The organism is Paracoccus liaowanqingii (assembly GCF_004683865.2).
GTDB lineage: Bacteria > Pseudomonadota > Alphaproteobacteria > Rhodobacterales > Rhodobacteraceae > Paracoccus > Paracoccus liaowanqingii.
Window position 1 is genome coordinate 155,008 of sequence record NZ_CP038439.1, and the last position, 12,689, is coordinate 167,696.

Here is a 12,689-nt window from a genome sequence, read left to right on the forward strand (position 1 = left end):
ACCTGTCCGTTTTGATCTCGGGACGCGGTGTGCGAACCGTAACACGGATCGGCCGACGGGGAGTGACGACCAGGCCGGTCAAGGGACCTGTCTACTGGAACGGAGGTGGGATCATGTTCGCAGCCAACGGCGGATCGTCGAGGGCGACGGTGCCCGATCAAAGGGCAAGCGCCAACTCAACCGATGGAACGGGTCCAAAGAAAGCTGAAAGGTGGTTGGCTTGGTGGAGCCGAGGGGACGCTACATATTAGGACCTTAACCCCATGAAATCCTTACTTGACAGGTGCTTAGTGACCTAAATATGTGGGAAAGCAATGTGGGAAAGAGGGTGCTACCCCTATGCTGTTCAGTCCTGCGGACGTGAACGGTTAGTTAAACCGGGCTTTGCCCTATCCTTGTAGGATTTTAACTTGAGCAAGTATGTAGTCGTCATCCGGTCCAAAGGGCCAAAGCCTGCACAGCACGGCAGTTACCTAGAGAAGCGCCACAACACGTATTACGCCACATTGAAGGTGCCGAAAGGCCTTAGGGGCATTGTGGGTAAATCGAACATGTTCCTCAGCTTGCAGACTGACAGCATCAAAGTAGCCAAAATAAGGGTAATGTCAGTTGTAGCAGAATGGAAAACCCTATTTGAATCATTGAAGAACAACGGTGATCTAATAAACTCAGCAGTCCAGCTACAAAGATTGAAGGAAGTTAACCCTTACATTGATGTAGATCAATTAGCTATGGACGCATTTACTCATAGGGTGCAGAAAGACCCAAAATCGGAACCTGTCCTAGACGTAATTACCCCTCAGCATGGACAAGCCTTGTCTGTTGTAGTGGGTGAATCCTATCCTTTATCTGTTCATATACCTGATTATGAGAAAAGCCTTACTTACGTAGAAGCTAAGACTAGGGATATGAGGGTTTCCGATCTACATAGGTTCACTAAAGTCTTTCCTACGGCTGAATCGGCTACAAACAAGGCTGTCAGAGAATGGGTAGAACAAGATCTTATAGCAGAAAAAGGTCTATCTACGTCCACCTGTAAGCGTCTCATGACTGCATGTCGTGGCTTTTGGTCATTCCTGAAAGACAGAAAGTCTCTAACTCTTCCTCATCCTTTTGATGGTGTAGTACCTCCACAGAATAGGGTGAAGACCGCTAAGAGCATTGTAGCTGACAAAAGAAGGCAATTCTTGATCGGTGACTACAAGAGGCTACTGGAGGCAGCAGAAGAACGGAAAGACGCTAATCTCTGTAACCTTATCCGTATTGCAGCGCATACAGGTTGTAGGATTGAAGAACTATGTCAGATCAAGACCGAACAAGTACAAGATGATAGGCTAATCATTGAAGATGCTAAAACTCCCTCAGGTTGGCGGGAAGTACCCCTACACAACAGGATCACTGACCTTGTAGCATTACTTAAAGAAAAATCGGCGGATGGATACCTAATATCAGGTCTATCCTCCAATAATAAATACAAGTACAGGGCCGATGCTATTGGTAAAAGGTTCTCCAAACTGAAGGTGAAGTTAGGCTACACTGACCATTACGTGTTTCATTCATTCCGTAAGAGCGTATCAGATCAACTAGAGGCGGCAGGAATACCTGAGAATGTCTCTGCAAGGATCATCGGACATGAGATTAGCACTATGACCTATGGTCTGTACTCAAGTGGTGGTGTGACTTTCGAAACTAAGAAAGATGCTATCAATAAGATTAAGTGGGATTAGACATAAAAAAGAGGGCCATAAAGGCCCCCCGACAGTCTCTACACAATGATGATTACTTGACAGGGGTAATGCTCTTACCGTTACGCCATGCAATCACTAGGCTAGCTTTCGGTCTACCCTTGGTGCTGACCTTGGCTTGTTCCTCTATGTCCTTCTCATTCTGAAACTTGACAGTCTTGCCGTTATACTTTTTCTTTATTTCATCGTTAAACCTAGCTTCCTCGTCATCATTAAACAGAGGAGTCTTCTGGTCTTTCATCCAATCAGCGACGATTCTTACATCGTAGTTCAGAAGGTCTAGGACATGTTGCCCTGTAGATTGAGCGATGCCCTCTAGCCCCTTCTTGAGTTCCTGTGCAGCAGCTACAGCATTCTCGGCAAGTAGCCTGTCGTCCTCTTCATCTTCCTGCCTACGTTTAGCCTTACGAGCAAGAATCTCAGCATAGTCTAAAGCCATGTCATAGTCCTTTGTAGGTTACTTGTTAATCAATAGAATCATCGCTACCCTAAGATGTACTGAAAAGCAAGATGAGTCTTTGTGCTGTAGCTGCCTACAGGAAGAAGATTGATAGAATGAAAAATGTGATTACCATGCTGTTCTCCTAGATAAAAGAAATCCTCCTACAGCTGTTCAACGCCGTAGGAGTTTTTGTAGTGATATGTGTCTAGATTATTATGCGCTTTGTAGGCTGTTCCAATATTCAACAGGATAACCATCTACATATCGGATATCAGCCTTATTTACTTCTTCATGACTTCCATCAAGGTACTTGGTATTGTAGCTAGTTTCCACCTTCAGGGCATTGATATCATACTTCACTGTGACAAATTCCAGCCTTGAGTTTGGTAGGTCTACCCTGAATACGTCTTTTACAGTGTCATCAGGTCGCAGCCAGCCATAACCCACTAGCTTCTTAAGAATCTCCTCAAGTAGATGATTACCTGAACAGTCTACAACATAGCTATTCATTCCATGTGCGAAGAACGAACTTACAGCGATAATCAGATCCTCTTGTGTAGCATTTTCTACAACAGATAGCCTATTATCAAGCTTAGGAATGATCTGCTCTTTAATGAAGTCTGAGGTGTATGAGTTAGCTGGTTTGAATTTTGTAGATAGTTTAATCATGATTTATGTTCCTATTAATTTTAGTCCTTGTAGTGAGAGAGAGAAGCAAACACTATTGTCAGCCTCCCTCCACTCACATTATTTATCAGAAGCCTTTTTGACCTCTACGTTTAGCATCCATTACGGCTCTTTTACTTGCCTCAGTAATACGAGGAATCTGTGCAGTGATAATCTTATTCACAGACTCATCACCATTAGCGCTGATATTGATGTTGTGGTAAACATTGACAGCACCACTACCGCCACCTGAGACAGCAACACCAAGTTGACCTTGTGAGTTACGCTTAAGGGGCATGATTGCTTCCGGGCCAGCCTCACCCATCATTCCAGTCTTGCCACTACCGTAGCCAAACAGAGTTGGGGAACCTACAACACCACCATCCATGAACATCTTCACACCACCAGCACCAAAGGCATTACCATTAGCAGAGAAGAGTGACACAAGAGCATTACCAGCCATGTCAGCAGCACCTTTGGCTACATAGTTCTGGTAAACCTCAGCTACGATACTTGAAAGCATTCCCTTAAAGGCATCTTCAATATCACCTGTACCAGCAACAATTGACATAAGAAGGTCTTCTACAGCTTGATTTCCTAGGTTGTAGATTTCTTCTTGGCGATCAAGTTTACGCTCTAGAGCAAGTTCTTCTCTAGCCATTGCTTCAATCTGCGTCTGAGAGACTAGAGTTCGGGATTCACCAAGACGTTTTTCAATCTCAATTACCTTTTCTAACTCTTCCCTCTGTTCACCATGAATACCTGCTAAGCGTTCCTGTTGCTTGATATTCAGATTGTACTGTTCAAAGAACTCTTTCAGTTGGTCCTGAGCCTTTTGTGCATGCTTTTCAGCATCCGATAGCTTGGACCTGCCACCACCTTTACCGCCTCCACCACCAGACTTAGGCTCTTCCCAATCCGGCATCACAGGGGAACGGATAACACCACCAGCAGCGATCTGAACTGCACCACTAGCTGACTGTCCACCTGAGAAAGCCCCAAGAGGGTCTAGGGGATTACCCTTGGCTACAGCAGCCCGTTCCCTGATCTTGGTTTCAGCAGCAACAGCAGCCATATTGGCGTAGATGGACTGTACAGTACCTAGAAGGCTGTTTGCAGCACCCTGGGCTTTTGTGAAGACCCCTGAGATATCAATCCCACTCATAGCGGATAGGTCTATTAGAAGCTGATCTACAACTAGTTCAGAACGCAGTGCAGCTTGCTCAAACTCAATCTGTTGTTCTACCTGTGCCATGATCTTTTCAATCAAGGTATCTGTAGTGCCAGCCCGCTCTAGTTCTGTCCTAGTGATTTCCAGAGTTTGTTTTTTCTGTGCATCAAGGTACTGAACAGAATCTTCACCGTAGCGATTACGAACAGAGGCTAGTTCATTACTTAGTCTTAGTTCCTCATTCATCTGCTTGTAGAGTTCAAAACCCTGAGAAGCAGCATTGTTGGCAGCAGTAAAAGCCTCACTGACAGTCTTTGTCGCCTCAGCAGCAATACCAGATTGTTCACCTACCTGTTGAAACCTGTCTAGGATTTCTTGAGTAACACCGGGAATCTCTCTCATTTCCTCATAGACAGCCTGAAAAGCAGTAACCAACTCTGACTTGGAATTAATGCTATCGTTAAACAGTCTCTCTTGTGCAGCCTGTACCTGTGCAAGCATTTCATTATAGGCATCAGCTTCTGCTTGAGCATCAGCAATGAACGATGTAGCACCGGGATTCATTAAAGTTCGAGTATTCTTAAACCTACCCCAAAACCCTTCACTCGCTGTAGGATCGACAGAACTTGCCTTATCCATGACAGTACTAAGGTTGGCTTGTAGCTTTTCCTTCTCAGCATTTAGTGAGAACTTAGCAAAGTCTGCAATGAAGTCACCATATTTTTGACGAACACGACTGATACTCTGGACCATGCTTGTTTCAAATGAACTACCCACACTGCTAAAGACTTGCTCTAAATCCTGGAATTTGGATAGTTGTAGATAAGTATCCTCCGCAGCCTTCTCACCTTTGGTCATATTCTGGATTAGAAGACCTACACCAATTGCAGCGAATGTAGTCATAGCACCGGCAAGACCGGGAATAAGACCAGCAAGCTGTGCTGCCTGTTGAGAGAAAGCTACACCTGCGTTTTGTCCTGCTTGTAGCTGAACTGCAAAGTCACCGATCTGATAACCTGCCTGTTGGGCATACATACCGAATTTCTGAATACCCTTGCCATTCTGTACAGCCATTTCACCGAACCGATTGAACCGTGAACCAGTCATGTACACGCCATTACCTAAGGCATCGTACTCTTTTTGTAGCTGGTCTAAAGCAACGGCTTGCTGTTGAATGTCTAGGATACCTAAGTCAGTGGCCCGACTAATCTCACTCTGCATACGCAAGTAGGTCTGTTCAGCAGCTAGTAAGGGATTAAGTGTACGAGTTAGATATTCTGCCTCTTTGGCTTTTTCCTTAGCGGCTTTAGCAGTTTCCAACATGGCATCAGATAGTGCCTTTTCATTTTGGAGAAGGGCAGAACCAGCAGCAGAGGTAGGGGCACCAAGTTGACCAGCAGAGGTAGACTTACCGTAGCTTTGAAAGAACTGGCGCCAGTTTTGCTCTCTACGCTTTAGGATATCTGCTTCCTGAGAGGCAACCTGTTCAAGACGCCTATTGTCGATTGCTTTCTCTGCATTCTGCCATGCCCGAGTGAGTTGGTCTGTTGTGGCTTTGGAGGCTCTGTTTAATCTGTTACCCTCCGTCTGGACCTTATTGACCATTTGGGTAAAGGATACACCATACTCATTAAGTAGAGCGATAGCGGCTTTTAGATCACCACTCTCTACGACAATATCTACATCGGCCATCTTGATGTTTCGTTTCTGTTATTTAGTCTCATTGTAATGCTACCTTTCTTGATTGAGCATTTTCAAAATCAGTCAACCATATTAGCGTTGAATAATCTTCTTTGTGAACCTTAGGTGCAAAAGGACCTAGCTTCTTTTCTCTTAGGCAACCCAGACAGAGACTCCAATAAACCTTCCCATCCCAATAGGTCTGACTGTTACAGCCGGGACAAATACAAGTTGGGCTATACCTGAGATGCCAAGGGTGTTGACTGTCCTGCCGCTTGTTCTCTGCACCAGTCATAGGACTGCCCCAAACAAGGCTGTTTTTAGCCCCTCACAGGTGTTCAGGTAGGGTGATAAGGGTAAGGACCGACTCGCAGGCTGGACCCCCCGATTTTGGGGCGTTCTGGGAGTGAAAACACACATCATGCTGCTACCCCTCGTGCTGCTTGACCGTTGCCACCGTGGAAGGGGTTTGTACCCAATCGGTAAGGCCAGAATGGACACTTGTTCACACGACAGTTGCGCCTATCGCTTTCGTCCTCTGCACAGGTTTGGTAGTGTGACTTAATGTCGGAGAACTTGGTGACGTGATGGGGATAGTCTCTGGACTGAAATTGTCCTGCGGCGTTCTTGGCAAATTCGTATCTGACTTGGTTTAAGCTTGTCTTGAAATGGCCTAGTTTGTTTAGTTCTGTATGTTCCATGTTGAAATCTTCTATCTGTAAGTTAGTCTAGTAGTCGTGAATCTTCTTCGTTAAGCCACTCATTGAATAGGTCCAGCATCCTCTTAGACAGAATATAGACTGTCATTTCCTTACCGTCCCTAATGCAGCCACGCCAAAGCCACTGGATCATCTCAGACAGGGCAAAGGTATCTCTATCAATAGGACGGCCCCAAGAGTTTAGATAGGACTCTACGTTTCTGTTAGGATATCTGTTATAGGCGTGGATCATCACAGTCTTATTGCTGAAATCGTTAGTTGCTCTAGTGTTACAGGCTAGCCAACCTCGTTTTGGTTTAGGACCATCTAGTTTTGGATTTACGTCTCTACCATCATGGATTGATCGCTTATGCCTTTCCTCTACAGCAGATAGTGGACAGGTAATTAGGATAGACTGCTTAGGGTGAAGCCTGTAGATCGAACGCAATGCACCGCGTAGGCTGTTCAATTCCGCTGCTGTGGCCCCTGTCTCGTACCATGTAGCTGACATGTACCCTTGGCGCTGGTTAAGGCTTCTGGTGGACAGTGTAGAGCCTATGGTGACAAGCTTCCTGATCTGATCTTTCAGTACCTTTTCGTCAGGCATATCAAATTCATTGAAGTCACTGTAAGTCAGATTGTTCATCTTTAGGAACTGAGAAAGGATAGAGCCTTCAAATTTGTAGGTAAGAATAATCACCCTCTTAGCAGCAAGTAGCAGACTGACGGGTAGTTGAGTGACTAGAGCATTGTTGCTATTCTTAGATGCAAACAGAGAGTCTGCTTTCGCGTAGTCGAATAGTGTCTTGAATGAACGGCTGTTGTTGGTTGGTTCCTTGAGTACAATTACCTTACCGTTGTTCTGGTAATCAATATCTACAACGTCCCATCCCTTAAGATCGTCCAAGTACCCACACACGGTTGAGTAGTCTTCAATCATATTAACTTCTTCATCTACAATAAGGACGTAACCCTTATCCTTGATTAGTTGTAGATGCTCTTTAGTCATTAGCTTGAATAAGCTGTGGGTAGTTGCGATATTTTCAGCAGACTTTAGCAGATTCAGGAATGACTGAGACTTAGAAGTACCGTTCTCTGCTGTAGGGAATGTAAACCCAATGGCATCAGCACAAGCTGTTGGAACTCTTTCTTCTACTTCACTGAGTAGTGGGCTTACATAGAGATACTTCTGATCTGGGTTAGCAATCATCCAGTCAATAATCTTGGTGGTCTTACCTGAACCCATGATGGAGTCTAGAACTTGAATTGTTTCCATGAAATGTTACCTTGAACGTAGAAAACTTCCACGACCGCTAAGGGGTGTGGAAAGACAATCGACTTATGAGTTATTTCAGTAAGTCTAAATAAAAATAGGCCCCACAATTGGAAAGCTTACCGGGGGATAAACCTTCTATCGTGGAGCCTAAGTTCCTACCATGGAACAAACTGATATGATGTTACCGGCCCCCGCCAGCTTTAGTGAATTAGTCCCCGGTAACTACACAAACGATGAATGAAAGAGCAAACATCTAGTTACTAGGGTCCTAGCGCAGGTAGGAATGTTGAGCGACTGAACACCTGCGCGGAATTACTTTTCTTGTTTTATATATATAATCATTAATCTCAAAATTTCAAGTAGTTGACCCTGAAAATAGGTGATAATAGTACCATTACCTTACGTCAATTTATGGTATGATTTAGCCGTTGCCTAATATTTAATCATATGCGGCAATCACTATCGTTCATGATCCTACAAAGCAAGGTGGTGTTGTCGCGCAACAGCCTCAACTTTATTTACTACACCCCTCTTGAACAGCTACAAAGCCAGCCTATCTCAATACTATAGTAGTAGCTTATGATGATAAATATCTATCAGTTATTAATAATCAGATAGTAGATAACTATAGTAGATATCATATCTATGATTCATACCTACAAAGTTGCCTAGTCAAGCGATAGCGCAGTGCTAGTTCTATTAGCATGAAGAAAGTAACAAAGTGCGATAGCACGACTTACTTGATGAACATTACTTTCTGAAAGAAAGGAACGAGGGAGGTCTAATCCTCCTGAGCCTAGATCGAGACTTTTAGTTCTTCGGCCCCTAAGGGCAAGAAGGACGTTAGAAAAGTAGAAGAGATAGGGTAATAAGCTATTACTATAGTAATATTTAATATAAATGATATCCTATTTTGTAGAATTGTCTTAAAGATGAATCACTACATGAGTCAAGGATGATCGCTACGAAGTAGTGACAGATAGGGCAACGTAGTTGTCATAGCTGATCCGCTGCGCTCGTTACTCTTCATCCCAAGTAATGACGTTTGTATATCTTGTCCCTCTTATGTTGATCCACATGTCAATGTGTTTTGATTCTTAGGGGAGGTCTAAATGTACCATAAATAACAATAGGTTAACCCCCCCCTTGGGAGAGATTTCCCCCAGCCTGTAATCCTAGAGGGTCTTACACCCCCTGTGAACACCCTTGATGCCCACTAATTAGGCAGTTATATCAGCTAGTTGTTCCCTATTTGTTCTATTTTATAAGTGCGTTTGCTTGGTCAGGAAAGCCTATCCTACCGCTCTCCGAGTCAATCCTAAATCTTTCCCAGTCTCATTTAATCATCATCACAAACACGTCAATCACGAATAAGTCATTAGACTCTGATCCTGGAATGTGGGTCATGAATAATTCCTGATTCGTTCTTTTATTTGCTATTCTCAGATAATCCTTGACAGAATGAATATTATCCAGGCGACAGATTAAGTAATTCGATGTTATGTTGTAACAATCGCCAGGCAGATAGGCCCCTCAGTGAATCTCAATAAAGCAGGGCCGTGTTAGGTTGAGAGGCTGAGACTCAATAGGTCGGAATCCCCGTGAATCGAGTCGCAGTAGAATGGTGTTTACCTTCTGAGACAGATATGGCATCAAGTCTTAGACTTATGTGAGAATCATTCGGAGTAAATGTCATGCTGATTGGATATGCCCGTACTTCAACCCTAGACCAGACCGCCGGACTTGAGGCCCAACAGCGTGACCTACACAAAGCAGGCTGTGATAAGGTCTTCACTGAGCAAGTATCATCAGTAGACGTGACAGCCCGTCAGAAGCTTGCTGAGGCCCTAGAGTTCATTCGTGAGGGTGATACCCTGATAGTGACCAAGCTAGACCGTCTGGCCCGCTCTGTGGCTCACCTGCATGAGATACTGACAGTCATCACCAACAAAGGTGCAGCACTCAAAATCTTGGACATGGGGATTGATACGTCTACCCCTACTGGCAAGCTGATGCTGAACATCATGGGTGGTGTAGCTGAGTTTGAAAGAAGCATCATGCTAGAGCGTCAGAGGGAAGGGATTGCCAAGGCTAAGGCGGAAGGCAAGTACAAGGGTCGTGCCCCTACTGCCATGAGTCAGTCTGAGAAGGTGAAGCAGCTACATGCTGATGGGAAGACTGCTGTGCAGATTGCTGAGGCTGTCGGGATTAGTCGCGCCTCTGTCTATCGCTGTCTCGCTGAATATTAATTCTTGACGATCCTGGAATTGTGTAGGTGGGGATTCCTTAGGTGGAGTCTCCGCTTATGATTCGTTAGGGTCCCCCCCGGAAATAACCGAGGCCCCCCACTGGCGCGCGGGTAGGCCGCTATATCACCAATACAAAAAAAAAAAATAAAACGTAACCAGTGACCCCGACAGGTGGGAAAGACATGTGGGAAAGGGTATGGCTAAACTACTGATTTCTATAAGACATAGGTAATTGGTGGAGCCGAGGGGAATCGAACCCCTGACCTCGTCATTGCGAACGACGCGCTCTACCAACTGAGCTACGACCCCATCCGGTTCGCTTGGTGGCCCGGGCGGCGCGGTTTGTCAAGTGGGACCGCGCCGCCCGGGATATCGGGCTATTCGGGCAGGGCGTAGGCCACCAGCTGGTCGGCCACCTGCGGCTTGATGATCGAGTTGCCGCCGACCGCGAAGACCACGTATTGCCGGCCGTCATAGTCGTAGACGGCGGGGTTGGACACCGCGGGCGCCTCGACCTGCGCCTTCCACAGCACGTCGCCGGTGGCGGCGTCCAGCGCGCGGACGCGGGCATCCATCGAGGCGCCGATGAAGATCACCCCCGAGGCGGTCACGACCGGGCCGCCGATGGTGGGCGAGCCCCAGCTTTCGGGCATGTAGAAGCCCCATTTCTGGATCTGGCCGAAAGGACGCTCCCACAGGGTCTCGCCGGTCTTCAGGTCGATGGCCGACATCAGGCCATAGGGCGGCTTCCAGCAGGGCATGCCCACCGGGTTGAGGAAGTTCGTCAGCCGGAACCCGTAGGGCGCGCCGGTCATCGGGAACAGCCCGCCCTCGGCCTCGCTGCCGCCGGTCTCCAAGGTCTCGTATTCCTCGCGCTCGATCAGCTGGTAGATCTGCGCGATGCGCGAGCTGTTGATGTAGAGGATCGCGCTTTCCGGATCGACCGCGCCGCCGCCCCACTGGTATCCGCCCGCCGTGGCCGGATAGGCCAGCGTGCCCTCCAGGCTGGGGGGCGTGAAGCGGCCCTCGTAGCGCAGCTCGTCGAAGGTGCGCGAGCAGTAGCCGAACGAGGCCAGGTCGGCCAGGCCGAAGACCCCGCCCCAGTCGTCGTCCATCGAGGGCGCGGGCAGGGTGGGCACGGGCTGGGTGGGCGAGGCGACCTCTCCCTCGACATCCGAGGCGGGGACGGGGCGGTCCTCGATCGGGAAGACCGGCTCTCCGGTCAGGCGGTTCAGCACGAAGGCATAGCCCATCTTGGTGGGCTGGACCAAGGCCGGGATCGGACCATCCTCGTTCGGAATGTCGATCAGGGTCGGCGCGGACACGGTGTCGTAGTCCCAGATGTCGTGCTTGACCAGCTGGCGGGACCAGACGACCTCTCCGGTATCGCCGTCGACGGCGGTGACCGAGGTGGCCAGCGGGATCTCCTCCAGCCGGGTGCCGCCGTAATAGTCGGCACTGGGGCTGGAGACGGGCAGGTAGGCCAGGCCGTTCTCCTCGTCGACCGACATGGCGGTCCAGACGTTCGAGGTGCCGGTCACGCCGGGATAATCCTCGGGGATGGACAGGAAGGTCCATTCCAGCTCGCCCGTGCGCGCATCGACGGCGAAGACGGACCCGAGCGGGTTCTCGACGTCATGCCAGTCCTTGCCCGCCCACCCCAGCAGCAGCTTGTCGCGGAACACGGTGGGCGGCTGCAGCTGCGACAAAGGGAAGTTCGCGTCGGGCTTGTTCCACTGGTTCACGTCCAGGATGCCCGCCTCGCCGAAATCGGCACAGAGCGCACCGGTATCGGCATCGACGGCATGAAGTTCGGCATCCATCGTGCCGATATAGACGCGCCGCGCGCAGGGACCGTCGCCCTCGCCCTCCCAATAGGTGACGCCGCGGTTCTTCAGCTCGGGCTGGGTCAGGGGCTCCAGCGCGGTGTCCTCGGGCTCGTAGGTCCAGACGATCTCGCCGGTATCGGGCCGGACGGCCAGGATGCGGTAGAAGGGCGTGCCGATGTACAGAAGGTCGTTGGCCAGGATCGGGGTTGCCGACCAGACCGTGCCCACCATGTCGCCCGACCCGTCGGACACGTCGCCGGTATGGATCTCCCACGCCTTTTCCAGGTCGCCCACGTTCTCGGGCGTGATCTGGGTCGAGGCGCTGTACTTCTGCGCCATGCCGTTGCCGTGAAAGCCGGTCCATTCGGTCTGCTGGGCATGGGCGGCGGGCGCGCACAGCACGAGGGCGGGAAGGATGCGGAACAGGGTCATGGGCTTACCTCGCGACCAGAATGAAGACCAGCCACAGGGCCAGCGTCAGGGCGATGGTCAGCATGATCCAGCCCTGCATGAGGAACCACGCGCAGAGAAGCGTCAGCAGCCCGCCGATCAGGATCATCACCGTTGCGAAGGTCCGCAGCTTGCCCGGCGCCAGCCGCCCGACCAGGACCGCGGCCACCGTCAGCGCGGCCATGCCCAGAATCGCCAGTCCCGCCCCGGGCGTCCCGGTGATGCCCGATCCGCGGTGAAAGAAGGCGATCACGGCCAGGATCAGACCGATGGCCGCGGGAACGGCCATCAGGTTGGCGACCAGTTCCTCGCGGGCGCGGGCGGCGGGGGGAAGGGGGGCAGGCATCGGCACCTCATGTGTTGTTCGCCGGGCAAGCGGTTCACATCCGCGTGCCCGGTTCTGACATAAAGGTGAATGCCTCGCCGGGGTGCAAGTTCCCCGCCGGGGCCCGATTAACCCGGCCTGGGTCGCGGAAAGCCGGT

General features: G+C 49.3%; 8 protein-coding genes and 1 tRNA gene. 2 read left to right on the forward strand and 7 right to left on the reverse strand.

The features are described 5' to 3' along the window. Window positions 1-410 precede the first annotated feature (410 nt). On the forward strand, window positions 411-1,727 hold the full coding sequence (locus E4191_RS00710; RefSeq protein WP_135311699.1) for a tyrosine-type recombinase/integrase: 1,317 nt from the start codon (window positions 411-413) through the stop codon (window positions 1,725-1,727). A gap of 52 nt (window positions 1,728-1,779) precedes the next feature. Here E4191_RS00710 and E4191_RS00715 read toward each other — a convergent pair whose 3' ends face one another. From E4191_RS00715 to E4191_RS00730, 4 genes are all read right to left on the reverse strand, one after another. Then, window positions 1,780-2,184: a hypothetical protein gene (locus E4191_RS00715; RefSeq protein WP_135311700.1), complete on the reverse strand. Its 405-nt coding sequence runs from the start codon at window positions 2,182-2,184 to the stop codon at window positions 1,780-1,782. 216 nt (window positions 2,185-2,400) lie between these two features. After that, entirely contained in the window at window positions 2,401-2,856 is a 456-nt protein-coding gene (locus tag E4191_RS00720; protein ID WP_135311701.1) for a hypothetical protein, read from the reverse strand. A gap of 85 nt (window positions 2,857-2,941) precedes the next feature. Continuing rightward, on the reverse strand, window positions 2,942-5,716 hold the full coding sequence (locus tag E4191_RS00725) for a phage tail tape measure protein (RefSeq protein ID WP_135311702.1): 2,775 nt from the start codon (window positions 5,714-5,716) through the stop codon (window positions 2,942-2,944). A 711-nt stretch (window positions 5,717-6,427) separates the two neighbouring features. Next, window positions 6,428-7,678, reverse strand: coding sequence for a DEAD/DEAH box helicase family protein (locus tag E4191_RS00730; protein WP_135311703.1), 1,251 nt, complete (start codon window positions 7,676-7,678; stop codon window positions 6,428-6,430). 1,694 nt (window positions 7,679-9,372) lie between these two features. On the opposite strand from E4191_RS00730, the gene E4191_RS00735 reads away from it, so the two are divergent. Further along, window positions 9,373-9,927, forward strand: a complete 555-nt coding sequence (locus tag E4191_RS00735) for a recombinase family protein (protein ID WP_135311704.1) — start codon at window positions 9,373-9,375, stop codon at window positions 9,925-9,927. A 233-nt stretch (window positions 9,928-10,160) separates the two neighbouring features. Here the strand turns inward: E4191_RS00735 and E4191_RS00740 are convergent. The 3 genes from E4191_RS00740 to E4191_RS23590 all read right to left on the reverse strand — a co-directional run bounded on the left by E4191_RS00740 (window position 10,161) and on the right by E4191_RS23590 (window position 12,552). Beyond that, window positions 10,161-10,236: transfer RNA gene (locus E4191_RS00740), tRNA-Ala, on the reverse strand. A 68-nt stretch (window positions 10,237-10,304) separates the two neighbouring features. Continuing rightward, window positions 10,305-12,188 carry a pyrroloquinoline quinone-dependent dehydrogenase gene (locus E4191_RS00745; protein ID WP_135311705.1) on the reverse strand — a complete coding sequence of 628 codons (1,884 nt, stop codon included), beginning with the start codon at window positions 12,186-12,188 and terminating at the stop codon, window positions 10,305-10,307. A 4-nt stretch (window positions 12,189-12,192) separates the two neighbouring features. Beyond that, window positions 12,193-12,552, reverse strand: a complete 360-nt coding sequence (locus tag E4191_RS23590; RefSeq protein WP_176562604.1) for a hypothetical protein — start codon at window positions 12,550-12,552, stop codon at window positions 12,193-12,195. Window positions 12,553-12,689: the final 137 nt, after the last annotated feature.

Coding starts and splice junctions, on each gene's coding strand:
- E4191_RS00730 (WP_135311703.1), bottom strand. CDS start 7,678: ATGGAAACAATTCAAGTTCTAGACTCCATCATGGGTTCAGGTAAGACC.
- E4191_RS00735 (WP_135311704.1), top strand. CDS start 9,373: ATGCTGATTGGATATGCCCGTACTTCAACCCTAGACCAGACCGCCGGA.
- E4191_RS00725 (WP_135311702.1), bottom strand. CDS start 5,716: ATGGCCGATGTAGATATTGTCGTAGAGAGTGGTGATCTAAAAGCCGCT.
- E4191_RS00720 (WP_135311701.1), bottom strand. CDS start 2,856: ATGATTAAACTATCTACAAAATTCAAACCAGCTAACTCATACACCTCA.
- E4191_RS00745 (WP_135311705.1), bottom strand. CDS start 12,188: ATGACCCTGTTCCGCATCCTTCCCGCCCTCGTGCTGTGCGCGCCCGCC.
- E4191_RS23590 (WP_176562604.1), bottom strand. CDS start 12,552: ATGCCTGCCCCCCTTCCCCCCGCCGCCCGCGCCCGCGAGGAACTGGTC.
- E4191_RS00715 (WP_135311700.1), bottom strand. CDS start 2,184: ATGGCTTTAGACTATGCTGAGATTCTTGCTCGTAAGGCTAAACGTAGG.